General features: G+C 61.6%; 22 protein-coding genes, 3 tRNA genes and 1 pseudogene. 25 read left to right on the top strand and 1 reads right to left on the bottom strand.

The window, feature by feature from the left end:
* The first annotated feature begins 137 nt into the window (after positions 1–137).
* From PZN02_RS19315 to PZN02_RS19305, 3 genes and pseudogenes are all read left to right on the top strand, one after another.
* The gene (locus PZN02_RS19315) at positions 138–1,418 is read left to right on the top strand and encodes a metallophosphoesterase family protein (protein ID WP_280661552.1); all 1,281 of its coding nucleotides are present in this window, start codon (positions 138–140) and stop codon (positions 1,416–1,418) included.
* Entirely contained in the window at positions 1,418–4,882 is a 3,465-nt protein-coding gene (locus PZN02_RS19310) for an AAA family ATPase (RefSeq protein ID WP_280659502.1), read from the top strand. Before PZN02_RS19315 ends, PZN02_RS19310 begins: the two co-directional genes overlap by 1 nt.
* Positions 4,883–4,940: 58 nt before the next feature.
* Positions 4,941–5,340 (top strand): annotated as a pseudogene (locus tag PZN02_RS19305) ((R)-mandelonitrile lyase).
* A gap of 53 nt (positions 5,341–5,393) precedes the next feature.
* Here the strand turns inward: PZN02_RS19305 and PZN02_RS19300 are convergent.
* Positions 5,394–5,469 (bottom strand) — tRNA-Val (locus PZN02_RS19300).
* 445 nt (positions 5,470–5,914) lie between these two features.
* On the opposite strand from PZN02_RS19300, the gene PZN02_RS19295 reads away from it, so the two are divergent.
* The 22 genes from PZN02_RS19295 (at position 5,915) to PZN02_RS19190 (ending at position 25,958) form a co-directional block, all read left to right on the top strand.
* A tRNA-Asp gene (locus tag PZN02_RS19295) sits at positions 5,915–5,991 on the top strand.
* 72 nt (positions 5,992–6,063) lie between these two features.
* A tRNA-Asp gene (locus tag PZN02_RS19290) sits at positions 6,064–6,140 on the top strand.
* Between the two features lie 309 nt (positions 6,141–6,449).
* Complete coding sequence (locus PZN02_RS19285; protein WP_136504274.1) at positions 6,450–6,815, top strand: NADH-quinone oxidoreductase subunit A; 366 nt, start codon at positions 6,450–6,452, stop codon at positions 6,813–6,815.
* Entirely contained in the window at positions 6,806–7,384 is a 579-nt protein-coding gene (locus PZN02_RS19280) for a NuoB/complex I 20 kDa subunit family protein (protein ID WP_280659501.1), read from the top strand. The genes PZN02_RS19285 and PZN02_RS19280 overlap by 10 nt, the downstream gene beginning before the upstream one ends.
* A 16-nt stretch (positions 7,385–7,400) precedes the next feature.
* On the top strand, positions 7,401–8,006 hold the full coding sequence (locus PZN02_RS19275; RefSeq protein WP_280659500.1) for an NADH-quinone oxidoreductase subunit C: 606 nt from the start codon (positions 7,401–7,403) through the stop codon (positions 8,004–8,006).
* A gap of 56 nt (positions 8,007–8,062) precedes the next feature.
* Positions 8,063–9,253, top strand: coding sequence for an NADH-quinone oxidoreductase subunit D (locus PZN02_RS19270; RefSeq protein ID WP_280659499.1), 1,191 nt, complete (start codon positions 8,063–8,065; stop codon positions 9,251–9,253).
* Positions 9,253–9,507, top strand: a complete 255-nt coding sequence (locus PZN02_RS19265; RefSeq protein ID WP_280659498.1) for a hypothetical protein — start codon at positions 9,253–9,255, stop codon at positions 9,505–9,507. Before PZN02_RS19270 ends, PZN02_RS19265 begins: the two co-directional genes overlap by 1 nt.
* Before the next feature lie 16 nt (positions 9,508–9,523).
* The gene (locus tag PZN02_RS19260; protein ID WP_280659497.1) at positions 9,524–10,663 is read left to right on the top strand and encodes an NADH-quinone oxidoreductase subunit E; all 1,140 of its coding nucleotides are present in this window, start codon (positions 9,524–9,526) and stop codon (positions 10,661–10,663) included.
* 11 nt (positions 10,664–10,674) lie between these two features.
* Entirely contained in the window at positions 10,675–11,979 is a 1,305-nt protein-coding gene (gene nuoF / locus PZN02_RS19255) for an NADH-quinone oxidoreductase subunit NuoF (RefSeq protein WP_280659496.1), read from the top strand.
* A 6-nt stretch (positions 11,980–11,985) separates the two neighbouring features.
* Positions 11,986–12,621 (top strand): NADH:ubiquinone oxidoreductase, encoded by a 636-nt coding sequence (locus PZN02_RS19250; protein WP_280659495.1) that lies wholly within the window; start codon positions 11,986–11,988, stop codon positions 12,619–12,621.
* A 114-nt stretch (positions 12,622–12,735) separates the two neighbouring features.
* A complete protein-coding gene (nuoG, locus tag PZN02_RS19245) occupies positions 12,736–14,817 on the top strand; it encodes an NADH-quinone oxidoreductase subunit NuoG (RefSeq protein ID WP_280659494.1) in 2,082 nt (693 codons plus the stop codon).
* 20 nt (positions 14,818–14,837) lie between these two features.
* The gene (gene nuoH, locus PZN02_RS19240) at positions 14,838–15,881 is read left to right on the top strand and encodes an NADH-quinone oxidoreductase subunit NuoH (protein ID WP_280659493.1); all 1,044 of its coding nucleotides are present in this window, start codon (positions 14,838–14,840) and stop codon (positions 15,879–15,881) included.
* Between the two features lie 64 nt (positions 15,882–15,945).
* Positions 15,946–16,437 carry an NADH-quinone oxidoreductase subunit NuoI gene (nuoI, locus tag PZN02_RS19235; RefSeq protein ID WP_012707628.1) on the top strand — a complete coding sequence of 164 codons (492 nt, stop codon included), beginning with the start codon at positions 15,946–15,948 and terminating at the stop codon, positions 16,435–16,437.
* 144 nt (positions 16,438–16,581) lie between these two features.
* Entirely contained in the window at positions 16,582–17,196 is a 615-nt protein-coding gene (locus PZN02_RS19230) for an NADH-quinone oxidoreductase subunit J (RefSeq protein WP_280661551.1), read from the top strand.
* Positions 17,197–17,223: 27 nt separating this feature from the next.
* A complete protein-coding gene (gene nuoK, locus PZN02_RS19225; protein ID WP_136504285.1) occupies positions 17,224–17,532 on the top strand; it encodes an NADH-quinone oxidoreductase subunit NuoK in 309 nt (102 codons plus the stop codon).
* Between the two features lie 7 nt (positions 17,533–17,539).
* The gene (nuoL, locus tag PZN02_RS19220) at positions 17,540–19,555 is read left to right on the top strand and encodes an NADH-quinone oxidoreductase subunit L (protein WP_280659492.1); all 2,016 of its coding nucleotides are present in this window, start codon (positions 17,540–17,542) and stop codon (positions 19,553–19,555) included.
* Positions 19,555–21,066, top strand: a complete 1,512-nt coding sequence (locus PZN02_RS19215) for an NADH-quinone oxidoreductase subunit M (protein WP_280659491.1) — start codon at positions 19,555–19,557, stop codon at positions 21,064–21,066. Before nuoL ends, PZN02_RS19215 begins: the two co-directional genes overlap by 1 nt.
* A gap of 19 nt (positions 21,067–21,085) precedes the next feature.
* Positions 21,086–22,531, top strand: coding sequence for an NADH-quinone oxidoreductase subunit NuoN (nuoN, locus tag PZN02_RS19210; RefSeq protein WP_280659490.1), 1,446 nt, complete (start codon positions 21,086–21,088; stop codon positions 22,529–22,531).
* Positions 22,528–23,295, top strand: coding sequence for a biotin--[acetyl-CoA-carboxylase] ligase (locus PZN02_RS19205; protein WP_280659489.1), 768 nt, complete (start codon positions 22,528–22,530; stop codon positions 23,293–23,295). Before nuoN ends, PZN02_RS19205 begins: the two co-directional genes overlap by 4 nt.
* 25 nt (positions 23,296–23,320) lie before the next feature.
* Positions 23,321–24,988 carry a ribonuclease J gene (locus tag PZN02_RS19200; RefSeq protein ID WP_280659488.1) on the top strand — a complete coding sequence of 556 codons (1,668 nt, stop codon included), beginning with the start codon at positions 23,321–23,323 and terminating at the stop codon, positions 24,986–24,988.
* Between the two features lie 67 nt (positions 24,989–25,055).
* The gene (gene mce / locus PZN02_RS19195) at positions 25,056–25,460 is read left to right on the top strand and encodes a methylmalonyl-CoA epimerase (protein ID WP_280659487.1); all 405 of its coding nucleotides are present in this window, start codon (positions 25,056–25,058) and stop codon (positions 25,458–25,460) included.
* 228 nt (positions 25,461–25,688) lie between these two features.
* The gene (locus PZN02_RS19190) at positions 25,689–25,958 is read left to right on the top strand and encodes a DUF1467 family protein (protein ID WP_280659486.1); all 270 of its coding nucleotides are present in this window, start codon (positions 25,689–25,691) and stop codon (positions 25,956–25,958) included.
* The last annotated feature ends 155 nt before the right edge of the window (positions 25,959–26,113 follow it).

Below are 26,113 nucleotides of genomic sequence, written 5' to 3'. Positions count from 1 at the left end.
TCGTGAAGGCTTGCAGCAGTCCGTCCAGAGGGAGGTGATTATCGCGGATGACGCCGACGATATTGGCAGTGTGATCACCTGTGGTCGACCGGTTGAGCGCCATTGACGGGCGAGGCGGCGCCGGGTCATGGTCGGCCATGCCCTTCCGCTTCGTCCACACCGCAGACCTCCATCTCGATTCACCCTTTCGCAGCCTGGCTCTCAGAAATGCGGAGCTCGCCGACCTCGTGCGCGGAGCCACCCGTGGCGCACTGACAAGCATCGTCGACCTATGTATCGCCGAAAGCGTCGACGCGCTGTTGATCGCCGGCGACCTCTATGACGGTAGCCAGACCTCCATGAATACTGCGCTTTTCCTCGCCGGCGAACTGCGTCGCCTGGACGAGGCCGGCATCCGGACGTTCCTCATTCGCGGCAACCATGACGCCCAGTCCCAGGTAACGCGCGAGTTGACGTTGCCACCGTCGGTTCACGTTTTCCAAGGGCAAAGCAAGCCCATGCTCGCCAAGACCTTGGCAAGCGGCAGGACGGTTCATATTCACGGGGTGAGCTTCGCCAATCCGCATGCTCCGGAGAGCCTGCTGCCGTCATTTCACCCGCCGATCGCCGACGCGATCAACATCGGCATGCTGCACACGAGCCTTTCCGGCTCGCCGGGGCATGATCGCTACGCCCCCTGCAGCGTCGCCGACCTCCAACGGCACGGTTTCGACTATTGGGCGCTCGGCCATGTCCACCAGCGCCAGGTACACAGCGAACAGCCCTTCATCGTCATGCCGGGCATGCCGCAGGGCCGCGAGATCAACGAAGCGGGCGCCAAAGGCGTGACCGTCGTCACGATCGACGATGACGGCCGTGTGGAAATAGAGGAGCGGCCGATCGGCGTGGCCGTGTTCGAGCGGCTCTCCGTGGATATCACGGGCGCGGTGGAGTGGCGCGATGTACTGGAACTGGCGACCCGTGCGCTTATTCGCCTTCGGCACGCGATCTCGGCGGAAAATCTCATCCTGCGCTTATCTCTGACGGGCACCTCTGCGCTTACCTGGCGCCTGAGAAGGGACGCGGATCTTTTGCAAACCGAGGTCACAAACATTTCTGCCGGGCTCAGCGGATGCTGGGTGGAGAAAATCGACCTTCTCTGCCGGGAACCGCGAGCGCAGGCCGATCGACCGTCCCGGGAGCCGGTGGAGGAACTTGCCTCCCTTGTCGAAAACGAAGTCCTGCCGGCCTTCGGCTTTCGCACGGAAATAAGAGCTGTCACAGAAGAACTCTTGCAGCATCTCCCGCCTGAGTTGCGACAGGCGCTGGCGCCCGATGAAGATGCGCTTGAAGAACTGGCGATGAATGTCGGCCTGATGGGGAGTGCTGACGTGCTGGCGCATCTCCACGGTGCCGCCGCCAAGGGTGGTGGCGACTAATGCGGCTTCAGCAACTCAATCTTGTGCGCTACGGAAAATTCACCGCGCGCAGTCTCGATTTCGGCAATGCCAAACCCGGGCAGCCGGACTTTCATCTGGTTTACGGTCCGAACGAGGCCGGCAAGTCGACCCTGTTTTCCGGCTTCCTCGATCTGCTTTTCGGGATTGAGCGCCTCAGCCCCTATGGTTTTCTGCACCCCTATCAGACGATGCGTGTCGGAGGCATCGTGGAAACCGGCGGCCGGCATCATCACGCCTATCGTATCAAGCGCAACGCAAACAGCTTGATCGGCCCTGACGAGCAGCCGTTGCCGGACAATATCTTTTCGGCCGCCCTCGGTTCTATCGATCGCACAACCTACCGCATGATGTTTTCGCTGGACGATGACAGCATCGAACAGGGTGGTGAAAGCATTCTGAAGAGCGAGGGCGAGCTTGGCTCACTGCTGTTTTCCGCGAGTTCCGGCCTGCCGGACAGCAGCGCCGCATTGGCGACGCTGCGGGCCGAGGCAGATGCCTTCTACAAGCCGCAAGGACGCAAGCACGAACTTGCCGAGCTGAGGGGAGCGCTGGAAGCGCTGAAGGCCGAGCGTAGCGCGATCGATATCAACGCCCGCGAATACGCGTCGCTTCGCAAGACCCTGGCAAGTGCCCGTGAGCGCCATGACAGCGCGTCGGCACGGCGCGCGGAACTGCGCGTTGCCCGGGACCGGACGCGCGCGCAGCTCGACTGCATGCCGCTTCTCGGTCGTCTTCGCAGCGTGCGGGAAGAACTCGCCCGACAAGACGCTCTACCGCTGCCGCCTTCGCAATGGTGGAGCGACCTTGCGGCGCTCCGCAAAACGGAAACGGAAATCGCTGCCCGGTTTTCGCAACTGAACGAGGAACTGCGCCACCGACGCGAGGAACTGGAGGGCCTGCCTCTGGACGAGCTGGCGCTGACGTTCGCCGAGCGATTCGACATGCTCCGCGAAACCGCGCTCGACGCCCGCTATCTGACGGCAGCGCGCGACATGCCGTCTCGCATCGAGGAGCTTGCCGTTACGTCAGCCGGTATTGATGCCTGTCTCGTCCGCCTCGGCCAGAAGGACCATCCCGATCCTGTCGCCCTTCTCCTGCCTGCGGCAGCCGGCGCCCGGCTGCAGGACCTCGTGCGGCGCCACGCGACGCTCGCCGAGCGGCTTTCGTCCGCGCGCGAGGAGGCCGGGAAAGCAAGGCGGCTGTGGCAGGAGGCTGACCGGGACCTCGCACGGCTCGACGGAAACGGGAGAGATCTCTGCCATCTCACGGAGCGCCTGCGGCTGGCGCGACAGAGCGACTGCCTGCTTCGGCAGGAGGCGGCAAGCCGGGAGATCGATCGGCTGGAGGCGGAGCTTTCCGACAAGCTCGACGACTTGCGGCCGTTCGAGGGAAGCGCCGACGAGCTTGCGGCGATCTGCGTCCCGGCGCCTGGTGTGGTGGAGGCCTGGCGGGCGGAAGCAGCATTGCAGGCGGAGCGGCGGCTGCGTCTCGATGCCAGGATTGCAGACGAGAGCGAACGCCAGGCCGGAGACGAAGCGCGTCTTGCGGCGCTCAACTCCTTCGGCGGCGCCGTGGACGAGCCGGCCGCGAGCGAGCTGCGCATGCGGCGCGATCTTGCCTGGCAGGAGCATCGGCTTCGGCTGGATGACGTCACGGCGAGCACCTTCGAGACGCTGCTGAAAGAGGACGACAGGGCGATCGCGTCCCGGTTGGGGCAGGCGGAACGGGTAGCGGAGTTGCGCGGCCTGACCTGTGCGATCACCGAACGACGCGCCCGCCTGGGCGAGCTTGAAGAGCAAAGACGCGTGGCGGTCAGCGTACGCGGGGAATTGGACGCGGTGGTGGGACGCGCCGCGAGCGCCTGCGGTTTACCTAACGTCACGCTGTTGCCGCAACTGGAAGCCTGGCTGGCGGCACGTGCCGCCGCGCTCGAAACACGGGCGGCTTTGCGAGCGACGCATCTGCAGCACGAGCGGGCGGCCAGCGAAGAAGCGACAACGGTTCGCGCACTGCAGGACGAGCTTGCGCGCATTGGAGTGACCGGAAATTTGCCATTGCGTCTCGACGGCCTGCTGGCCACCGCGGAGCGTGTCGTCTCCGAGGCGCAGACGGCCGCCGCCGCCCATCGTGCTGCTGTTGAGCAGCATCGCCGGGCCTCAGAATCGCTGGAAAACCGGGAGATCACGCTCGGAATCGCGGAGGCCGAAATGGCCGCCTGGCAGCGTGAATGGCACGAAGCGCTCGCAGGGACCTGGCTCGCCGGTGAGATCGAACAGCCAAATCCACAAGAGATCGGGCCGATGCTTGCGGTCCTGCAGGACTTCGACAAGCTGATGCAGCGCAAGGCCGATCTCGATCACCGAATCTCAGGCATGCTCAAGGACCAGATCGCGTTCGGCGAGGCGGTTTCGAACTTGGCCGAAGCGTTCAGGTTGCGAGATGGCGCCGATGACCCCTTGGTGCTCTTTGCCGCCTTGCGCGACCGGATCGGTAGCGCTCATCAGCAGCAGGAGCGCCGCAGGGCGGCCACTGCCAGCATCGAGCGAATGGACGAGGACCTGCTACGGCTGCACGCGGAAGAGCGGCTCCATATTTGCGCGAGGCAGGCCATGCTCGACTTCTTCGGCTGCACCACGCTCGATGAAGCCGGCGCATGCCTTGACGCAGTGCGCGAGCAGGAGAGGTTGCGGCAAAGGCTCGCGGAACTTGAGGACGATCTTGTCGCGCGGCTTGGCGTTGCCACATGTGATGAGGCCGAGGCGACGCTGGCAGCGGTCGACGAGACGGTGCTGCGGCACGAACTCGCCAGGTTGGAGGAGGCGATTGAGGCTGCTGATCGCGATGTCAGCGAATTGCATGCGGAGGTTCGGACTCGGGAAAAGGCGCTTGCGAATGTCGAAGGCGGGGACAGAGTCGCCGAATTGGAGCAGCGGCGCCGAACGCTGCTTCTCGACATCGAGAACAAGGCGATCGGCTATCTGCGATTGAGGGCAGGGGTGATTGCGGCGGAGCAGGCGCTACGCCTATTCCGCGAGCGCCACCGCAGCGCCATGATGCAACGGGCATCCCGGATGTTCATGCAGATCAGCGGCGGCGAATATTCCGGCCTCTCCACCCATGCGGACAAGGGGCAGGAATTTCTGATCGCCAATGTCGCCTCGGGCGGGTCGAAGCTCGCCGGCGATCTTTCGAAGGGTACGCGGTTCCAGCTCTATCTCGCTCTAAGAATCGCCGGCTACCACGAGGTTGCCGCCGCCCGGGAGGCGCTGCCGTTTATCGCCGACGACATCATGGAAACGTTCGACGACGATCGCGCCGGTCGTGCCTTCGAATTGATGGCGGACATGGCACGCGTCGGACAGGTGATCTATCTTACCCACCATGAACACCTTTGCGACGTCGCGCGTGACGCTTGTCCGTCGGTGACCATTCACAGGCTGTAGCGAAGCGCCGGGTTCACGCTGTCTTGGACCTTGGAACTACAACACGGAGGACCCCCGGATGGAAATCATGGAATGTGGATCGCGGCCTTCGGTGCGGGGCCCAACAGAGTATTTCACCGGATCGGTGCGGCAGGACCCGGTGCTGGAGGCACCTCAGCCAGCGCGCGTTCGCGTCGTCACGGTGACTTTCGAGCCTGGCGCACGTACGGCCTGGCACACGCATCCGCTTGGCCAGACCCCTCATCGTGACGGCTGGCCGCGGATTGGCGCAAAGCTGGGGCGGGACGCTACGCGAGATTCGCGCGGGCGACGTCGTCTGGTTTCCGCCGGGCGAAAAACACTGGCACGGTGCCGCGCCGGACACGGCGATGACCCATATCGCGATCCAGGAAGCGCTCGACGGCAAAGTGGTTGACTGGCTCGAACACGTTACGGTCGAGCAGTATAGCGGAGCGTGAGGAGGCGACGCAGACAGTGTCGCGCAAGAAATTAAGGTAGCTCTTTGAGAAAATGGTGGGCGATGAGAGACTCGAACTCCCGACATCCTCGGTGTAAACGAGGCGCTCTACCAACTGAGCTAATCGCCCTCTCGCGTTTCGAACAAGCGTGTCCGCCGCGTCGGTGGGCGTGATCTATGCGCAACCGGGAAAAACCGCAAGAGCATTTGCAAGGTTTTTTTCGATTTTTTTGTGAACGCGGGTTTCGCACCGGAGCCGTGTTGCTATCGCTTGTGGACAACTTCGCGCGGGATGGGCGGTTGACTTAAGCCAGGGGCATGGCTTCCGTGTGCGTCGTCATCACGCAAAGAAAGCACGCAATGATGTCCGGCGGGTGCGGGTTGCCCGATGCCGTCTCGGCTGGTGCCTGATTCCGTGTCGCCAAGCGGGCTGTGGATCAAAATCCGCTCCGTCACGGATTTGTCTTCAAACACGCTTGACACCCAAATGCGAACCGCTTAGTTAGCCGCTCATCGAACGGCAGGGCCGCTTTGATGCGGGGCGAACGAAAGTCGCTCCAGCCAAGCAAGATGATGCGGGTGTAGCTCAGTCGGTTAGAGTGCCGGCCTGTCACGCCGGAGGTCGCGGGTTCGAGCCCCGTCACTCGCGCCACTCTTGAAAGGCAAAGCAGCGGCATTCTCAAAATGTGCCGATGATGTAATAATGGCCGCATGGCCATGATGCGCGGGTGTAGCTCAGTCGGTTAGAGTGCCGGCCTGTCACGCCGGAGGTCGCGGGTTCGAGCCCCGTCACTCGCGCCATTTCTCCTGTCTTTCGATGCGATCTGGTGGTGCGGATTTGGGTGTTTTCGCATTGCGGCAATCTGTCTCGGTGCGCGATCGTCCGTGGCAAAGCTCGTGCATTCGCGCAAATGCGCGCTTTGTCGCTACTACGCCGAATAATGCCGCTCCATCCTGTGCCGCCAACCGGTTTAAATGCCCCTTGAAGGCTTGCGCGCGGGCGCGGGCTGCGCTAACCACTCTGGCGTTGCAACATATTTTTCGGCCTGCGAGATTTGTTGTTTTAGCGCTTCTTCTCCGGCGCTTTCCCGCAGGCAGGGACGGATAACAATGACTGAACTTCTCGGTTCCTATGTTCCGATCGCGATTTTCATTGGAATCGCGCTTGTGATCGGCCTCGCACTCTTGGTCGCCCCCTTTGCTGTCGCCTTCAAGGCGCCCGATTCGGAAAAGCTGTCGGCCTACGAATGCGGCTTCAACGCGTTTGACGACGCCCGCATGAAGTTCGACGTCCGTTTCTATCTCGTGTCGATCCTCTTCATCATCTTCGACCTGGAAGTGGCGTTCCTCTTCCCCTGGGCTGTCTCGTTCCGGGAAATGGGCTGGTTCGGCTTCTGGTCGATGATGGTCTTCCTCCTGGTGCTGACGGTCGGCTTTATCTATGAATGGAAGAAGGGAGCGCTGGAATGGAACTAACATCCGGCACCGCGCTCGTTGCGCCGCAGCCGAAGGGGATCATCGATCCCTCGACCGGCAAGCCGATCGGCAGCAATGACGCTTTCTTCGGCGAGATCAACAACGAGCTCGCCGACAAGGGCTTTCTCGTTACCTCGACCGACGAGCTGATCAACTGGGCCCGCACCGGATCGCTGATGTGGATGACCTTCGGTCTTGCCTGTTGCGCCGTCGAAATGATGCAGATGTCGATGCCGCGCTATGACGCCGAACGTTTCGGCTTCGCGCCGCGCGCCTCGCCGCGCCAGTCCGACGTCATGATCGTCGCCGGCACGCTCACCAACAAGATGGCGCCCGCGCTTCGCAAGGTCTACGACCAGATGCCGGAGCCGCGCTATGTCATCTCGATGGGCTCCTGTGCCAACGGCGGCGGCTACTATCACTATTCCTATTCGGTCGTGCGCGGTTGCGACCGCGTCGTACCCGTCGACATCTACGTGCCAGGCTGTCCTCCCACGGCAGAAGCGCTGCTCTACGGCGTGCTTCTGCTGCAGAAGAAGATCCGCCGCACCGGCACGATCGAGCGCTAAGGGCAGGAGTCTTAAGATGAGTGAAGCCCTGAACGAGCTTGCCTCCTATCTGCGCGAGATGCGGGGTGCGCTGATCGCCGATTCGGCGATCAAGTACGGCGAGTTGACCCTGACGGTGAAGGCCGAGCACCTCATTGCGCTCTTGAGTTTCCTGCGCGACGACGTGCAGTGCGGTTTTGTCAGCCTGATCGATGTCTGCGGTGTCGACTACCCGCAACGGCCGGATCGTTTCGACGTCGTCTATCATCTGCTTTCGCCGCGCCAGAACCTGCGTGTTCGTGTCAAGGTCGCGACCGCCGACGGCGACCCCGTACCTTCTGCCACTTCGGTCTATCCGGGTGCGGATTGGTTCGAGCGGGAAGCCTATGACATGTACGGCATCCTCTTCACCGGGCATCCGGATCTGCGCCGCATCCTGACGGACTACGGTTTCGAAGGTCATCCGCTGCGCAAGGACTTCCCGCTGACCGGTTTCGTCGAGGTGCGCTACGACGACGAGGCCAAGCGGGTCGTCTACGAGCCCGTCGAGCTGAAGCAGGAATTCCGCAACTTCGATTTTCTTTCGCCGTGGGAGGGGACGGAATACGTCCTGCCCGGCGACGAGAAGGCGAAGTCACGGTGATTTAAGTCGGCCCGTGGCGGTCCAGCGAGGACGCCATCCGGCCTGGAGCAATCGGTATGACCGAACATAACGTCCGCAACTTCAACATCAACTTTGGTCCGCAGCATCCGGCGGCGCACGGCGTTCTGCGTCTCGTGCTTGAGCTCGACGGTGAAATCGTCGAGCGCGTCGATCCGCATATCGGCCTTCTGCATCGCGGCACCGAGAAGCTGATCGAGGCCAAGACCTATCTGCAGGCCATACCCTATTTCGACCGGCTCGACTACGTCGCGCCGATGAACCAAGAGCATGCCTTCGCGCTTGCAGTGGAGCGGCTCACGGGGACGGAAGTGCCGATCCGCGGCCAGCTTATCCGTGTTCTTTACTCGGAAATCGGCCGCATCCTTTCGCATCTCCTCAACGTGACAACGCAGGCGATGGACGTCGGTGCGCTGACGCCGCCGCTCTGGGGTTTCGAAGAGCGCGAGAAGCTGATGGTCTTCTACGAGCGCGCCTGCGGCGCCCGCATGCACTCGGCCTATATTCGGCCGGGCGGCGTGCACCAGGATCTGCCGCATCAGCTCGTCGAGGATATCGGCAAGTGGATTGATCCGTTCCTGAAGACCGTCGACGATATCGACGAACTCCTCACTGGAAACCGCATCTTCAAGCAGCGCAACGTCGATATCGGCGTCGTCAAGCTGGAGGATTGCTGGGCCTGGGGCTTCTCCGGCGTCATGGTGCGCGGCTCGGGTGCCGCCTGGGACCTGCGTCGCGCACAGCCATATGAATGCTATTCCGATCTCGAGTTCGATATCCCGATCGGCAAGAACGGCGACTGCTACGACCGCTACCTGATCCGTATGATCGAGATGCGCCAGTCGGCGAGGATCATGCGCCAATGCGTGAACCGTCTGCTCGGCGACGCTAAGGTCGGGCCGGTCTCTTCGATGGATGGCAAGATCGTGCCGCCGAAGCGCGGCGAGATGAAGCGCTCGATGGAAGCATTGATCCATCACTTCAAGCTCTACACCGAGGGCTACCACGTGCCGGCCGGCGAAGTCTACGCCGCGGTCGAAGCGCCCAAGGGGGAGTTCGGCGTCTATCTAGTCTCCGATGGTTCGAACAAGCCTTACCGGTGCAAGATTCGCGCCCCGGGCTACGCGCATCTGCAGGCCATGGACTTCATCTGTCGCGGACACCAGCTCGCCGACGTCTCGGCCGTGCTGGGCTCCCTGGATATCGTTTTTGGCGAGGTAGACCGCTAATGCGTCTGGCGCCGCTTGCCGTTCTCGGGCTTCTTGCGTTCACTTCTGCAGCCCTGGCCCAGGAGAACGTGACCAGTGCGTCGTCCGAGGCTTTGCGCGGCGGCTCCATATCCGCGCTCCTGTCGAGGGGCTATGAGATCAAGGCCGCGGTCGCCAACGGCACGCGCTACATCGTATTTTTGCAGAAAGACCAGTCAGCCTATGCCTGCGAATTCGTCTCGGTAGCGAAGTCGCGGTGCGGTTCGATTAACTGATAAGGTGTCCACTAGAATGTCCGTTCGTCGACTAGCCGAAGACACTGTCCAGCCAGCGAGCTTTGCGTTCAACAAAGAGAATGCTGCCTGGGCCAAGGCAACGATCAAGAAATATCCGAAGGGCCGCGAGCAGTCGGCGGTCATTCCCTTGCTGATGCGCGCTCAAGAGCAAGACGGCTGGGTAACGAAGGCGGCGATCGAGTCGATCGCAGACATGCTTGGCATGCCCTATATCCGCGTTCTCGAAGTTGCGACTTTCTACACGCAGTTCCAGCTGAAGCCGGTCGGCACGCGCGCGCACGTGCAGGTTTGCGGAACGACGCCGTGCATGCTGCGCGGCGCCGAGGACCTGATCAAGGTCTGCAAGAGGAAGATCGCTTCGGAGCCCTTCACTCTGAACGAAAGCGGCACTCTCTCGTGGGAAGAGGTCGAATGTCAGGGTGCCTGCGTCAACGCACCGATGGTGATGATCTTCAAGGACACGTTCGAAGACCTGACGCCTGAGCGCTTGGAACAGATCATCGACACTTTCGAAGCAGGTAAGGGGGCAGAGGTCACGCCAGGCCCGCAGATCGATCGCGTCTATTCCGCGCCCATTGGCGGTCCGACGACATTGTTGGCGCTGGATTCGGCGACTACAAATAGCCCCGCACAGGCTAACCCTGGTCGGCGGAAGAAGGCCTCGAGCGAGCCGGCCGTCAGCATACCGCCGGCGAATGCTGCGCGGGCGAAGACCGCAAGCGCCGTTACCAATCCGACATTGAAGACGCCGGTGACCGCGAGGAAAGAGGCGGCCGCCATCGCCAAGATCGAAGGTGAGACCGTCGACAAGTCCAAGCCGGCCAAGCCTGCGGTAACGGGCCGGCCGTCTCTCGAGGACAAGAACCGCCCGGCCGGTATCGAGAAGCCGGCGACGGTCGACGATCTCAAACTGCTCTCGGGCGTCGGCCCCAAGATCGAAGGCACCCTGCACGAACTCGGCATCTACACCTTTGTGCAGATTGCCTCCTGGAAGAAGGCCGAGCGCGAATGGGTCGACGGATATCTGAATTTCAAGGGCCGCATAGAGCGCGATGACTGGGTCAAGCAGGCCAAGGCGCTCGCCAAGGGCGGCGAAGCCGAATACATCAAGGTTTTCGGCAAGAAGCCGCGGTAAAGAGGTGAACCATGCTAAGAGATGAAGACCGCATCTTTACCAATCTCTACGGCCTCAAGGACAAGTCCCTGAAGGGCGCGATGGCGCGCGGACACTGGGATGGCACCAAGCAAATCCTGGAAAAGGGCCGCGACTGGATCATCAACGAAATGAAGGCTTCCGGCCTTCGCGGGCGCGGTGGCGCCGGCTTCCCGACCGGGCTGAAGTGGTCGTTCATGCCAAAGGAAAGCGACGGACGGCCGCATTATCTGGTGGTCAACGCCGACGAGTCGGAGCCCGGCACCTGCAAGGATCGCGACATCATGCGCCACGATCCGCATACGCTGATCGAAGGCTGTCTGGTCGCGAGCTTCGCCATGGGCGCCAACACCGCCTACATCTACGTGCGCGGCGAATATATCCGCGAGCGCGAGGCGCTGCAGGCGGCGATCGACGAATGCTATGACGCGGGTCTGCTCGGCAAGAACAACAAGCACGGCTGGGACATGGACATCTACGTCCACCACGGCGCCGGCGCCTATATCTGTGGTGAAGAAACCGCATTGCTCGAAAGCCTCGAGGGCAAGAAGGGGCAGCCGCGCCTGAAGCCGCCGTTCCCGGCAAATATGGGTCTCTACGGCTGCCCGACCACCGTCAACAATGTCGAATCGATCGCGGTAGCGCCGACCATCCTGCGTCGCGGCGCCAGCTGGTTCTCCTCCATCGGCCGCCCGAACAATGTCGGCACGAAGCTGTTCATGATCTCCGGTCACGTCAACAAGCCGTGCACCGTCGAAGAGGCGATGGGCATCACGTTCCGCGAGCTGATCGAAAAGCATGCGGGCGGCATCCGCGGCGGATGGGACAACCTCTTGGCCGTCATTCCGGGCGGTGCATCGTGCCCGGTCGTCAAGGCTGAAGACATCATCGACTGCCCGATGGACTTCGACGGCCTGCGCGAGGTCAAGTCGTCGTTCGGTACCGCCGCCGCGATCGTCATGGACAGGTCCACCGACATCATCAAGGCGATCGCCCGCATCTCGGCATTCTTCAAGCATGAGAGCTGCGGCCAATGCACTCCGTGCCGCGAGGGTACCGGCTGGATGTGGCGCGTGATGGAACGCATGGTGCAAGGTCGCGCTCAGAAGCGCGAGATCGACATGCTTTTCGATGTGACGAAGCAGATCGAGGGCCACACCATCTGTGCGCTTGGCGATGCGGCCGCCTGGCCGGTCCAGGGCCTCATCCGCAACTTCCGTCCGGAGATCGAAAAGCGCATCGACGAATACACACGCAACGCCACGTCACACGGCGCGGTGCTCGAAGCAGCGGAGTAACGACCGATGGCCGGGACACGTAAGGATGGACAGAGCATGGAAAAGGCCGACGTAGTCGTTCCATTTGCGCGATCCCTCGGCGTCGACCCGGCCGATCCGTTCGGCATGGCCGAATGGATGAAAAACATGCCGAACCTTCCGCTGCACCCGCTGATGGCGCATCCGACGGCAGCTGTCGCCGCCGCAACGGCACTTGGTTTTGGCCTCTCGAGCCACATCGCCGGTATCATGTTCGGCGCCATGCAGGGCGCTGTCGGTGCGATGCAGAAGGGCACCTCGGTTCCGCAACAGCCACAGGCCACATCGCCGAAGCCAACGCCTGCACCGGCTAAGCGGGTGGTACAGCAAGCTCCGGAAGCCTCGCCGGCTCCCGTTGCGGCGCGGTCTTCCAAGGCGTCCAAGCCGAAGGCGAAGGCGCCGGCCAAGGCAGAAAAGCTGGTCGGTGCCGATGACCTCAAGCGGATTTCCGGCATCGGTCCGAAGCTTGAGCAGCTCTTGAACGCCAGGGGCATTCGCCGCTTTGCCGACATCGCCGCCTGGAACGAGGCGGAAGTGGCACGGCTGGATAAGGAACTCGGCTTCGATGGCCGCATCCTGCGCGACGATTGGGTGGGGCAGGCGAAGGCGCTCAAGGGCGCGTGATGAAGGATTAAGAGGCGATGACCCTCGGCGGCCATCGCCAGCAAGCGGCGTGGCTGTAAAGGAATTGTCTGCCGCCGAGAGGCAGGCGGACGGAAGACAGGATTGAGTGCGAAGATGGCAAAGCTGAAAGTCGACGGAAAAGAGATCGAGGTCCCGGATCATTTCACCCTGCTTCAGGCGTGTGAAGAGGCCGGCGCCGAGGTTCCGCGCTTCTGTTTCCATGAGCGGCTTTCGGTGGCCGGCAACTGCCGCATGTGTCTGATCGAAGTGAAGGGCGGACCGCCGAAGCCGGCAGCCTCCTGCGCCATGGGCGTGCGCGATCTGCGTCCCGGCCCGAACGGCGAGGTGCCGGAAGTCTTCACGACCACGCCGATGGTCAAGAAGGCGCGCGAAGGCGTGATGGAGTTCCTGCTGATCAACCATCCCCTCGACTGCCCGATCTGCGACCAGGGCGGCGAGTGCGACTTGCAGGACCAGGCCATGGCCTTCGGCATCGACAGCTCGCGCTACCAGGAAAACAAGCGCGCGGTCGAGGACAAGTACATCGGCCCGTTGGTCAAGACGGTGATGAACCGCTGCATCCACTGCACGCGCTGCGTCCGCTTTACGACGGAAGTCGCGGGCATTGCCGAGCTCGGCCTCATCGGTCGCGGCGAGGACGCCGAGATCACCACCTATCTCGAGCAGGCGATGACCTCCGAACTGCAGGGCAACGTCGTCGACCTCTGCCCGGTCGGCGCCCTGACCTCGAAGCCCTTCGCCTTCACGGCCCGTCCTTGGGAGCTGAACAAGACCGAGTCGGTCGACGTCATGGACGCACTTGGCTCGGCGATCCGCGTCGACACGCGCGGCCGCGAAGTGATGCGCATCATGCCGCGCGTCAACGAGGACATCAACGAGGAGTGGATCTCCGACAAGACGCGCTTCATCTGGGATGGTTTGAAGACACAGCGTCTCGACCGTCCCTACGTCAAGAAGGATGGCCGTCTACAGCCCGCAAGCTGGAGCGATGCGTTCCAGGCGATCAAGGCTGCCGTGGCAAACACCTCGGGCGACAAGATCGGTGCGGTCGCCGGCGACCTCGCTTCCGTCGAGGAGATGTACGCTCTGAAGGAGCTCGTCGCGTCGCTCGGCTCTGAGAATATCGACTGCCGACAGGATGGTGCCGCGCTCGACCCGTCGCTCGGCCGCGCCAGCTACATTTTCAACCCGACGATCCAGGGCATCGAAAGCGCCGATGCGCTGCTTATCATCGGCTCCAATCCGCGCTTCGAAGGGTCCGTGCTCAATGCGCGTATCCGCAAGCGCTACCGCATGGGTAATTTCCCGATCGCCGTGATCGGCGAACAGAGCGAGCTGCGCTACGAATACGAATATCTCGGCGCGGGAAGCGAAACGCTTGCCGAACTCGTTTCCGGCAAGGCCAAGTTCTTCGCGACCTTGAAGAAGGCTGAACGGCCGCTGATCATCGTCGGCCAGGGCGCGCTGGCAGGAGAGGGCGGCGCCGCTGTCCTCGCCAACGCGGCAAAGCTCGCGGTTGCGGTTGGCGCGGTTAACGCGGACTGGAACGGCTTTGCCGTACTTCATACCGCCGCCTCGCGCGTCGGCGGTCTCGATCTTGGCTTCGTCCCAGGCAAGGGCGGCAAGTCGGCCGCGGAGATGGTCGCCGGCGCCGACGTGCTGTTCCTGCTCGGCGCGGATGAGATCGACCTTTCGACGCGCAAAACCGGCCTCACCGTCTATATTGGTTCGCATGGCGACAACGGCGCACATGCAGCCGATGTCATTCTGCCGGGCGCGACCTATACCGAAAAGTCTGGGACCTGGGTGAACACCGAAGGCCGGGTACAGATTGGCAGCCGCGCGGGCTTCGCCCCGGGCGATGCGCGTGAGGACTGGGCCATCATCCGTGCGCTCTCCGATGTGCTCGGCCGGAAGTTGCCCTTTGATTCGCTTGGTGAATTGCGTGCGAAACTCTACGCGGCGCATCCGCATTTCGCCGAGATCGATGCAATCGCAGCCGGCAACAGCGATGAAATTGCCGCACTCGCGCAAAAAGCAGGTGAGATGGCGAAATCCGCGTTTGCGTCTCCGGTCAAAGACTTCTATTTGACGAACCCGATAGCGCGCGCTTCCGCCGTTATGGCCGAATGCTCGGCTTTGGCACGCAACAATTTCAAAGCTGCGGCGGAATGAGCGCGAGGGAATAGAGTATCATGGACGCTTTCGTTTCGACCTATCTCTGGCCTGCGATCATCATGATCGCCCAGTCGTTGCTGCTTCTGGTCGCGCTGCTGGTCTTCATCGCTTACATTCTGCTCGCCGACCGCAAGATCTGGGCTGCCGTGCAAATGCGCCGCGGCCCGAATGTGGTCGGTCCTTGGGGATTGTTCCAGTCCTTCGCCGACCTCCTGAAGTTCGTGTTCAAGGAGCCGGTCATTCCGGCTGGTGCGAACAAGACGATCTTCCTTCTTGCGCCACTGGTCTCGGTCACGCTTGCGCTTGCTGCCTGGGCGGTCATTCCGCTCAACGCGAACTGGGTGATCGCGAACATCAACGTCGGCATCCTCTTCGTCTTCGCCATATCTTCTCTCGAAGTTTATGGCATCATCATGGGCGGCTGGGCGTCTAACTCGAAGTATCCCTTCCTCGGCGCCTTGCGCTCCGCCGCGCAGATGGTGTCCTACGAAGTCTCGATCGGCTTCGTCATCGTGACGGTTCTGCTTTGCGTCGGCTCGCTCAACCTGACGGATATCGTCACTGCGCAGACCGACGGCCCCGGAACGATGATCGGCCTGCCGGCGTCGTTCCTCGACTGGCATTGGCTGTCACTCTTCCCGATGTTTATCGTGTTCTTCATCTCGGCTCTTGCCGAGACGAACCGTCCGCCCTTCGATCTGCCCGAAGCCGAATCCGAACTCGTCGCCGGCTTCATGGTCGAATACGGCTCGACTCCGTATATGATGTTCATGCTCGGCGAATACGCGGCGATCTGCCTGATGTGCGCGCTGACGACGATCCTGTTCCTCGGCGGCTGGCTTCCCCCGCTCGACGTGTGGTTCCTGAACTGGGTCCCGGGCATCGTCTGGTTCGTACTGAAGGCCTCGTTCGTGTTCTTCATGTTCGCGATGGTCAAGGCTTTCGTGCCGCGTTACCGCTACGACCAGTTGATGCGTCTCGGCTGGAAGGTCTTCCTTCCGCTCTCACTCGGCATGGTCGTCATAGTCGCATTCGTTTTGAAGCTGATGGGGTGGGCTTGATGTCCGCACGAGCTTCGCTGCATACCGCTGGCGTCTCTGAAGCCGGCAAGTTTGGAGGTAAATGATGGCCGGTCTTTCGCAAGCCGTCAGCTCGCTGTTCCTCAAGGAATTCGTCGGCGCGTTCTTTTTGTCCATGCGCTATTTCTTCAGGCCAAAGGCGACGCTGAACTATCCCTTCGAAAAAGGACCGGTCAGCCCGCGTTTCCGCGGCGAGCATGCGCTTCGCCGTTATCCGAACGGGGAAGAGCGCTGCATCGCCTGCAAGCTGTGCGAGGCGATCTGTCCTGCCCAGGCAATCACCATTGAGGCCGGCCCGCGCCGCAATGACGGCACGCGCCGCACGGTGCGCTACGACATCGACATGGTGAAGTGCATTTATTGCGGGTTCTGCCAGGAAGCTTGTCCGGTCGACGCCATCGTCGAAGGACCGAACTTCGAATTCGCCACCGAAACGCGCGAAGAGCTTTACTACGACAAGGAAAAGCTCCTCGCCAACGGCGACCGGTGGGAACGGGAAATCGCGCGCAACATCGCGATGGACTCGCCCTACCGCTGAGGCTATCTGCGTGACGCTGTATCGCGCCGCTTAAGAGGGGCGCATGTGAAACAGGTATTGGGCTCTGGCCGGACCATGTCCGGCTTTGCCCGTGGAGTGGGGGCAGGCGCCTTCACGCCGAGCAAGACGAAAAAGGCACCGATCATGGGTCTGCAGGTTCTTTTTTTCTATCTCTTTGCCTTCATTGCGGTGGCATCGGCATTCATGGTCATTGCATCGAAGAACCCGGTTTATTCGGTTCTGTTCCTGATCCTGACCTTCTTCAACGCGGCGGGGCTCTTCCTGCTGACGGGGGCCGAGTTCCTGGCAATGATCCTGCTCGTCGTCTATGTCGGCGCGGTGGCGGTTCTGTTCCTGTTCGTCGTCATGATGCTCGACATCGATTTCGCAGAGTTGCGCGCAGGTGTGCTTGAATATGCGCCGATCGGCGCGCTGATCGGATTGATCCTTGCGGCCGAACTCATCATCGTCGTGGGCGGCACGACGTTCTCGCCGGAAATCGCCAAGGGTATCGCGATGCCGATCCCGCCGGTAAACGAACGCACCAATACAGCCGCCCTCGGCGACGTTCTCTACACGCATTACATCTACTTCTTCCAAATCGCGGGGCTCGTGCTGTTCGTCGCCATGATCGGCGCCATCGTGCTGACGCTGCGCCACCGCGAGAACATCAAGCGCCAAAGCATTCCGCGGCAGGTTGCCCGCGCACCCGAGACAGCCGTCGAAGTGATCACGGTCAAGCCGGGACAGGGCATCTAATCGGACGCTAGGTCGAGGACTACACGCATGGAAATCGGAATTTCCCACTATCTGACCGTTAGCGCCATTCTATTCACGTTCGGCGTCTTCGGCATCTTTCTCAATCGGAAGAACGTCATCATCATCCTGATGTCGGTCGAGCTCATCCTGCTTGCGGTCAATATCAACATGGTGGCGTTCTCGGCCTTCCTGAACGACATCACCGGCCAGGTCTTCGCGCTGTTCATTCTGACGGTGGCGGCCGCCGAAGCGGCCATCGGACTTGCAATTCTCGTCGTCTTCTATCGCAACCGCGGCTCGATCGACGTCGAAGACATCAACACGATGAAGGGCTGACAGGGCTATGGACACCATCATCAAGGCTATCGTCTTTCTGCCTCTGATCGGCTTCCTGATCGCCGGCCTCCTCGGCACGCAGATCGGCGCCAAGGCATCCGAATACGTGACCAGTGGTCTGATGCTCATCGCGCTCGCGCTGTCCTGGCTCGTTTTCTTCAACGTCGCGCTTGGCGAAGAGGAAATGATCAAGGTCTCGGTGTTGCGCTGGATCCAGTCCGGTGGCTTCGATGTCGAATGGGCTTTCCGCGTCGACACGCTGACGGCGGTCATGTTCGTCGTCGTGAATACGGTTTCGTCGCTGGTGCACGTCTATTCGATCGGATACATGCACCACGATCCGAACCGTCCGCGCTTCTTCGCCTATCTGTCGCTCTTCACCTTCGCGATGTTGATGCTGGTAACGGCCGACAACCTCTTGCAGATGTTCTTCGGCTGGGAGGGCGTCGGTCTGGCGTCGTATCTGCTGATCGGATTCTGGTACAAGAAGCCTTCGGCCAACGCTGCGGCGATCAAGGCCTTTATCGTCAACCGTGTCGGCGACTTCGGCTTCTCGCTCGGCATCTTCTTGGTCTTTGTCCTTTTCGGCTCGATCAACCTCGAGACCGTCTTTGCTGCCGCGCAGAGCTATCTGCCGGCTGAAGGTGCCGAGGCAGCGGCTGCCGGGGCAGGCGCAGGAGAGGCGGTCATCAACCTCTTCGGCATGCAGCTCGACAAGGCGCATGCCCTGACAGCCACCTGCCTGCTGCTCTTCATGGGCGCGATGGGCAAGTCGGCGCAGTTCCTGCTGCACACCTGGCTACCGGACGCCATGGAAGGCCCGACACCGGTGTCGGCCCTCATCCATGCCGCAACCATGGTCACCGCCGGTGTCTTCCTCGTCGCCCGCATGTCGCCGCTCTTCGAGCTGTCGCCGGATGCGCTGACCGTCGTCACCCTGATCGGTGCGATCACCGCCTTCTTCGCCGCGACGGTCGGCCTCGTGCAGAACGACATCAAGCGCGTCATCGCGTATTCGACCTGCTCGCAGCTCGGCTACATGTTCGTGGCACTCGGCGTCGGCGCCTATGGCGCTGCCATCTTCCACCTCTTCACGCACGCCTTCTTCAAGGCGCTCCTGTTCCTTGGCGCCGGTTCGGTGATCCACGCCGTCGATGGCGAGCAGGACATGCGCTACATGGGCGGGTTGCGCACGCACATCCCCGTCACCTACTGGATGATGTTCGTCGGCACGATCGCGCTGACCGGCGTCGGTATTCCGGGAACCGCCATCGGCACGGCCGGCTTCTTCTCGAAAGATGCGATCATCGAGTCCACCTTTGCCTCGCATGGCGCTGTCTCCGGCTTCGCCTTTATCCTTCTGGTAATCGCCGCTCTGTTCACGAGCTTCTATTCGTGGCGTCTGACTTTCATGACCTTCCACGGCAAGCCGCGGGCTTCTTCGGACGTCATGCATCACGTCCATGAATCGCCGCAGGTGATGCTGGTACCGCTCTATATCCTGGCCGCCGGCGCGCTCTTCGCGGGATTCCTGTTCCACGATTATTTCTTCGGCCATTACTATGTCGAGTTCTGGAGGGGCTCTCTCTTCACGCTGCCGGAAAATGAAATTCTCGAGGAATACCACCACGTTCCGCTGTGGGTGCGGTGGAGCCCGTTCGTGGCCATGGCGCTTGGTCTCTACACCGCCTGGTACATGTACATCCGCTCGCCGGAGACGCCGAAGTACCTCGCGGAGCAGCACCGTGGCCTCTACCAGTTCCTGCTCAACAAGTGGTATTTCGACGAACTCTACGATTTCCTTTTCGTCCGTACCGCCAAGCGTCTCGGAACCTTCCTCTGGAAGGAGGGTGACGGCCGGGTGATCGACGGCTTCGGACCGAATGGTGTTGCGGCGCGTGTTCTCGATGTGACCGATCGCGTCGTGCGGCTGCAGACCGGTTACCTTTATCACTACGCGTTCGCCATGCTGATCGGCATCGCTGCGCTCGTTACATGGATGATGCTCGGGAGTTCCTTCTGATGACCGATTGGCCCGTACTTTCCGCGGTCACCTTCATGCCGCTCGTCGGCGTTCTGCTTCTCTTGCTGACAAGGGAAGACAGCGTCTACGGACGCCGCAACATCCTGAACGTATCGCTGCTGACGACGATCTTCACCTTCGCCGTGTCGCTCTACATCTGGTATCAGTTCGACGCCTCGAACCCGGGCTTCCAGATGATCGAGAAGCGCGAGTGGCTTGGCTCCGGCATCTCCTATCACCTGGGCATCGATGGCATCTCCGTCCTGTTCGTTCCGCTGACCGCGCTCTTGATGCCGTTCTGCGTGCTGGCGAGCTGGCTGACGATCGAGAAGCGCCTGAAGGAATACATGATTGCGTTTCTGATCCTGGAAACGCTGATGCTCGGCGTCTTCGTCTCGCTCGACATCGTGCTCTTCTACGTGTTCTTCGAAGCGGGCCTCATTCCGATGTTCATCATCATCGGCGTCTGGGGCGGCAGGGATCGCGTCTATGCGAGCTATAAGTTCTTCCTCTACACGCTGTTAGGCTCGGTGCTGATGCTGCTCGCCATCATGGCGATGTACTGGCAGGCCGGCACGACCGACATGACCGAACTGCTCACCTACAAGTTCCCGCGCGAGATGCAGACCTGGTTGTGGCTCGCCTTCTTCGCCTCCTTCGCGGTGAAGATGCCGATGTGGCCGGTTCACACCTGGCTTCCGGACGCGCACGTTCAGGCCCCGACCGCCGGCTCGGTCATTCTGGCCGGCATCCTCTTGAAGCTCGGCGGCTACGGCTTCCTGCGCTTCTCGCTGCCGATGTTCCCGCTCGCTTCGGATTATTTCGCGCCGTTCGTCTTCACGCTGTCGATCATCGCGATCATCTACACCTCGCTGGTGGCGATGATGCAGACCGATATCAAGAAGCTGATCGCCTATTCCTCGGTGGCGCACATGGGCTATGTGACCATGGGCACGTTTGCCGCGAATACGCAGGGCGTACAGGGCGCCATCTTCCAGATGCTGTCGCACGGCGTCGTCTCGGGCGCTCTCTTCCTCTGCGTCGGCGTCGTCTATGACCGCCTGCACACCCGCGAGATTGCCGCCTATGGCGGCCTCGTCAACAACATGCCGAAATACGCGGTCGCCTTCATGGTCTTCACCATGGCGAACGTCGGCCTTCCCGGCACCTCGGGCTTCGTCGGCGAAGTGCTGACGCTGGTGGGTGCCTTCCGCGCCAATACCTGGGTCGCCATGTTTGCGACCAGCGGCGTCATCCTCTCGGCCGCCTATGCGCTCTGGCTATATCGCCGGGTGATTTTCGGTGCGCTCGAGAAGGAAAGCCTGAAGGCGCTCCTCGATCTGTCGGCACGTGAGAAGCTTATCCTCTATCCGCTGGTGATCCTGACGATCTTCTTCGGTATCTATCCGGCACCGGTATTCGATGCGACAGCGGCCTCCGTGGATCTGCTCGTCAACAACTACTCCGCAGCCCTGCAGGCAGCGCAAGACGTTGCGCTTTCGGTGCAATGACCACAGGACGTGACTGGACATGACTGCTGAAACCCTCTTTGCAAGCCTGCAACTCTCGGTTCCCGAGCTGATCCTCGCGGCCGGCGCGATGGTGCTGTTGATGATCGGCGTCTTTTCGAGCGAAAGGTCGTCCACACCAACCGTAACCGGACTTGCCGTCGCACTGCTAATCATTGCCGGCCTGTGGCTCGTCCTGAATACGGGCGAGGGTGAGGCCTATGGCGGCGCCTTCCTTTCCGATCCTTTCGCCAAGTTCATGAAGGTCCTGGCGTTGATCGGCTCGATTACGGCAATGGTGATGACCGTCGGCCATGCCCGTTCGACCCAGATCGACCGCTTCGAGTTTCCGGTGCTGTTGGTGCTGGCGACACTCGGCATGCTGCTGATGATCTCCGCCAACGATCTCATCTCGCTCTACCTGTCGCTGGAACTGCAGTCGCTGGCGCTCTATGTCGTGGCGGCGATCAATCGTGATAGTATCCGTTCGACCGAAGCCGGCTTGAAATACTTCGTTCTCGGTGCCCTGTCGTCGGGCATGCTGCTCTACGGCATGTCGCTCGTCTACGGCTTCACCGGTCATACCGGTTTCGACGAGATCGCTGTGGCACTGACGACGGAAGGTCGCTCGCTGGGCCTCGTTTTCGGCCTGGTCTTCATCCTCGCGGGCCTTGCCTTCAAGATTTCCGCAGTTCCGTTCCACATGTGGACGCCGGACGTCTATGAGGGTGCACCGACCCCGGTCACCGCCTTCTTCGCGGCCGCACCGAAGGTCGCGGCGATGTCGATCCTCGTTCGCATCGTCATCAACGCCTTCGAACCGGTGGTCGCCGATTGGCAGCAGATCATCGTCTTCATCTCGATCGCTTCCATGCTGCTCGGCGCTTTCGCGGCAATCGGTCAGAGGAACATCAAGCGGCTGATGGCCTACTCCTCGATCGGTCACATGGGCTATGCGCTGGTCGGTCTTGCGGCCGGTTCGATGGCCGGCGTGCGCGGCGTGATCCTCTATATGCTGATCTACATGATCATGACGCTCGGCACCTTCGCCTGCATTCTCGCCATGCGCCGCAAGGAAGGTGAGCACGTCGAGAATATCGACGACCTTGCTGGCCTCTCGCAGACCAATCCGTTTATGGCAACGGCTCTGACGATCCTGATGTTCTCGCTAGCAGGCATCCCGCCGCTCGCAGGCTTCTTCGCGAAGTATTTCGTGTTCGTCGCCGCAATCGAGGCGCATCTCTACGCGCTCGCGATCATCGGCGTACTCGCGTCTGTCGTCGGTGCCTATTATTACCTGCGCGTCATCAAGGTCATGTGGTTCGATGAAGCCAAGGGTGAATTCGCGCGCACTGCCGGCGAGCTGCGCCTTGTCTTCGGCCTCTCCGGTCTGTTCGTTCTCGGGTACGTGCTGATCGGCGGACCGCTTGGAAGCGCCGCGGAAGTTGCGGCCCGGACCTTCTTTTGACCGGCGGGAGGGGCGGCGGCCGGATTTCGCCTGACGACTTCCGGCACGTCGCGCTCGCCGAGACCGTCTCGACCAACAGCGAGTGCCTGGAGAAGGCGCGCGAGGGTGATCCGGGCAATCTCTGGATCACTGCCGGGCGCCAGACGGGTGGTCGCGGCCGCCGTGGCCGGGCATGGGTTTCCGAACCCGGCAACCTCTACGCATCGCTGCTTCTCATCGATCCGGCGCCGATCGCGCGCTTGCATTCACTGCCGCTTGCCGTCGCCGTGGCAGCGCACCGGGCGATCCGGACCGTAATGCCGCCGGCCGCGGCGCCGGTTGAGATCAAGTGGCCGAACGACATCCTCGTCGATGGCAAGAAGGTCTGCGGCATTCTCCTCGAAGGAGAGGAGCTTGCCGATGGCCGCCGGGCGCTGGTTATCGGATTCGGAGTGAATGTCGGTATCGCGCCGGAAGGGGCGCTCTATCCTGCGACGTCTCTTCGTCGTGAAGGAGCGTCGGCGTCGCCGGAAGAGCTGTTTGCCCACCTGTTTCTCGCCGTGGCCGAGATGCTCTCGCTCTGGTATCGCGGCGCGGGCATCGCCAAGGTCATCGAGCTCTGGCGTGCAGCGGCGCGCGGGATCGGCGAGGTGATCACCGTGAACCTGCCGGATCGGTCGCTTTCGGGCCGCTTTGTCGGTATTGATCACGACGGCAGGTTGTTGCTCGACACTGGCTCCGGCACGCAGCAGGCGATTGCCGCCGGTGATGTATTTTTTGGATGATTGAAGAATAGGGGCGCGCAAAGATATGGCGCAAGAAGAAGAACTGGTGTTCTTGCCGCTTGGCGGCGTCGGCGAAATCGGCATGAATCTCGGCCTTTATGGCTATGGCCGGCCGGGCAACCGCCAGTGGATCATGGTTGATTGTGGTGTGACCTTTCCCGGCCCGGAACTGCCCGGCGTCGAACTGGTCCTGCCGGACATCGCCTTCCTCGCTGAAGAGCGCCGCAATCTGAAGGCGATCATTATCACCCATGCGCATGAGGACCACTATGGTGCTTTGAACGACCTTTGGCCGGGGCTCAACGTTCCGGTCTATGCCTCGCCCTTCACCGCCGGCATGCTTGAGGCGAAGCGCGATTTCGAAAAGAGCCGCGGCGAAATTCCGATCACGATCTTCAAGCAGGGTGACCGGATCAATGTCGGTCCCTTCAGCATCGAGGCAATTGGCGTCAATCACTCGATCCCGGAACCGATGTCGCTCGTCATCCGCACGCCCCTCGGCACCGTTGTCCACACGGGTGACTGGAAGATCGATCTCGAACCGTCGCTCGGCCCGATCACGAACGAGGCGCGCTTCCGCCAGGTTGGCGAAGAAGGCGTGTTGGCGCTCGTCTGCGACTCCACCAACGCGCTTCGCGATGGGGTTTCGCCTTCCGAACAGCAGGTTTCCGAAAGTCTGGCCAAGATCATCGGCAATGCTGAAGGTCGTGTCGGCATCACTACGTTCTCCTCGAACGTCGGCCGCATTCGCTCTGTCGCCGAAGCGGCGGAGGCAGCGGGCCGGGAGGTGCTGCTGCTCGGCAGCTCGATGAAGCGCGTCGTCGACGTGGCGAGGGACCTCGGTCTGATGGAAGGGCTGAAGCCGTTCCTGGCAGAGGACGAATTCGGCTATATTCCGCGCGATAAGGTCGTCGTGATCCTGACCGGCAGCCAAGGGGAGCCGCGGGCAGCACTTGCCAAGATTGCCCGGGATGAGATGCGCAACGTGGCGTTTTCCGCCGGTGACACGATCGTGTTCTCGTCGCGCACCATTCCGGGAAACGAGAAGGCGATCAACGATATCAAGAATGGTCTGATCGAGCAGGGCATTCACATCATTACCGACAGCGAGGCGCTGGTGCATGTTTCCGGCCATCCCCGGCGCAACGAGCTGCAGCAGATGTATCAGTGGGTCAAGCCGCAGGTTGTCGTGCCCGTCCACGGCGAGGCAGCCCACCTGACGGCGCATGCAGAACTGGCGCTGCACTCCGGGATCCCCAGTGTGCCACGGCTGCGCAATGGTAAAATCCTTCGCCTGGCGCCCGGCCCGGCGGAGGTGATCGACGAAGCGCCGCACGGTCGCATCTACAAGGATGGAACGCTGATCGGCGATTTCGATGAGATGGGCATCGGCGAGCGGCGCAAGCTTTCCTTCGCCGGTCACGTCTCCGTCAACGTCGTGCTCGACAACCGGTATGATTTCCTCGGTGATCCGGTTGTCGTGCCGATCGGACTTCCGGAGTTCGATGACGAAGGCGAGGACATGAATGACACGCTCTACGACGCGGTGCTCGGCGCAGTGGAAAGCATTCCTCGGGCAAAGCGGAAGGATCTTGCGATGCTGCAGGAAGCGGTTCGCCGCGCCGTGCGCAGCACCGCCAATCAGGTCTGGGGCAAGAAGCCGGTCGTCACGGTCTTTGTTACCAAAGTCTGATTTTCTCGTCTGAGGACGCGACGTAAACCACTGCGGAGCCTCGGCCTTCGAGGGAAGGGAGCATTCGATGTTGGGAAGGGTAAATCACGTGGCGATCGCCGTGCCGGATTTGGCCGCGGCGGCTGAAAGCTATCGTTCGATGCTCGGTGCGAACGTCACCGAGCCGCAGGCGCTTCCCGAACACGGTGTCACGGTCGTGTTCGTAACACTCCCCAACACGAAGGTGGAACTGCTGGAACCGCTGGGCGAAGCATCCCCGATTGCTGCCTTCCTTGCGAAAAACCCCGCAGGCGGCATGCATCACATCTGCTATGAGGTGGCGGACATCATAGCGGCTCGCGACCGGTTGAAGGAGGCGGGCGCACGGGTGCTGGGCGATGGAACGCCGAAGATCGGCGCCCATGGCAAACCGGTCCTGTTCCTGCACCCCAAGGACTTTCAGGGCACCTTGATCGAACTGGAAGAGGTGTGACAGTCGGGCGCGGCCGACTTATTTGCCGGTCGGGCCGAGTGGCGTTATAAGGCGGACGCGATGGCCTTGCGGTAATTCGGCGTGCCGGCGCTACTGCATGTTTCCTTAAATCGTACTCGATTTAAGGATAAAAACATGCAGCAATTCAAAGTGCTACAGCGTCCTTTGCGCATCTGATCAGAGGCGCGGCGCTGTAGGGCCATCCAGCGATAAGAATTGAGACCCGCAATGTCCGTTTTTTCGACCCTTGCCATCTACTTCATCATCTGGTGGCTGACGCTGTTTGCCATTCTGCCGCTGGGAGTGCGCACGCAAGCGGAGGAAAACGATGTCGTGCCCGGCAGTGTCGAAAGCGCTCCGGCGCGGTTTCGCGCTCTGCGCGTCGTGCTGCTGACGACCACCATTGCTGCTGCCATTCATCTCGGTTGGTACATCGTTTCGGTCAAACTGGGATACGGGATCGATTCCATCCCGCGGTTCGCACCCAAATTTTACTGAACGGCTGCCACGTCCCACAGCGCAGCTCGCAGGATGTGTAAAGGACGCTGCGGCACTTCGATTTGCTGATGGGCAAAAATCGTGCCACCGGGCAAAAGCCCGCCGCCGAATTTGCAGCCGAATAATTGCCTTCTCGCGATTCCGGGACGTGCAGG

Origin of the sequence: Sinorhizobium garamanticum (genome assembly GCF_029892065.1) — a bacterium.
GTDB lineage: Bacteria > Pseudomonadota > Alphaproteobacteria > Rhizobiales > Rhizobiaceae > Sinorhizobium > Sinorhizobium garamanticum.
Note: the sequence above shows the minus strand (reverse complement) of the source record. Positions and strands in the feature narration are given on the sequence as shown.

Excerpts from the sequence above, each read along its gene's own strand:
- PZN02_RS19315 (WP_280661552.1), top strand. The coding sequence starts at position 138 with ATGCCCTTCCGCTTCGTCCACACCGCAGACCTCCATCTCGATTCACCC.
- PZN02_RS19310 (WP_280659502.1), top strand. The coding sequence starts at position 1,418 with ATGCGGCTTCAGCAACTCAATCTTGTGCGCTACGGAAAATTCACCGCG.
- PZN02_RS19285 (WP_136504274.1), top strand. The coding sequence starts at position 6,450 with ATGACTGAACTTCTCGGTTCCTATGTTCCGATCGCGATTTTCATTGGA.
- PZN02_RS19280 (WP_280659501.1), top strand. The coding sequence starts at position 6,806 with ATGGAACTAACATCCGGCACCGCGCTCGTTGCGCCGCAGCCGAAGGGG.
- PZN02_RS19275 (WP_280659500.1), top strand. The coding sequence starts at position 7,401 with ATGAGTGAAGCCCTGAACGAGCTTGCCTCCTATCTGCGCGAGATGCGG.
- PZN02_RS19270 (WP_280659499.1), top strand. The coding sequence starts at position 8,063 with ATGACCGAACATAACGTCCGCAACTTCAACATCAACTTTGGTCCGCAG.
- PZN02_RS19265 (WP_280659498.1), top strand. The coding sequence starts at position 9,253 with ATGCGTCTGGCGCCGCTTGCCGTTCTCGGGCTTCTTGCGTTCACTTCT.
- PZN02_RS19260 (WP_280659497.1), top strand. The coding sequence starts at position 9,524 with ATGTCCGTTCGTCGACTAGCCGAAGACACTGTCCAGCCAGCGAGCTTT.
- nuoF (WP_280659496.1), top strand. The coding sequence starts at position 10,675 with ATGCTAAGAGATGAAGACCGCATCTTTACCAATCTCTACGGCCTCAAG.
- PZN02_RS19250 (WP_280659495.1), top strand. The coding sequence starts at position 11,986 with ATGGCCGGGACACGTAAGGATGGACAGAGCATGGAAAAGGCCGACGTA.
- nuoG (WP_280659494.1), top strand. The coding sequence starts at position 12,736 with ATGGCAAAGCTGAAAGTCGACGGAAAAGAGATCGAGGTCCCGGATCAT.
- nuoH (WP_280659493.1), top strand. The coding sequence starts at position 14,838 with ATGGACGCTTTCGTTTCGACCTATCTCTGGCCTGCGATCATCATGATC.
- nuoI (WP_012707628.1), top strand. The coding sequence starts at position 15,946 with ATGGCCGGTCTTTCGCAAGCCGTCAGCTCGCTGTTCCTCAAGGAATTC.
- PZN02_RS19230 (WP_280661551.1), top strand. The coding sequence starts at position 16,582 with ATGGGTCTGCAGGTTCTTTTTTTCTATCTCTTTGCCTTCATTGCGGTG.
- nuoK (WP_136504285.1), top strand. The coding sequence starts at position 17,224 with ATGGAAATCGGAATTTCCCACTATCTGACCGTTAGCGCCATTCTATTC.
- nuoL (WP_280659492.1), top strand. The coding sequence starts at position 17,540 with ATGGACACCATCATCAAGGCTATCGTCTTTCTGCCTCTGATCGGCTTC.
- PZN02_RS19215 (WP_280659491.1), top strand. The coding sequence starts at position 19,555 with ATGACCGATTGGCCCGTACTTTCCGCGGTCACCTTCATGCCGCTCGTC.
- nuoN (WP_280659490.1), top strand. The coding sequence starts at position 21,086 with ATGACTGCTGAAACCCTCTTTGCAAGCCTGCAACTCTCGGTTCCCGAG.
- PZN02_RS19200 (WP_280659488.1), top strand. The coding sequence starts at position 23,321 with ATGGCGCAAGAAGAAGAACTGGTGTTCTTGCCGCTTGGCGGCGTCGGC.
- mce (WP_280659487.1), top strand. The coding sequence starts at position 25,056 with ATGTTGGGAAGGGTAAATCACGTGGCGATCGCCGTGCCGGATTTGGCC.
- PZN02_RS19190 (WP_280659486.1), top strand. The coding sequence starts at position 25,689 with ATGTCCGTTTTTTCGACCCTTGCCATCTACTTCATCATCTGGTGGCTG.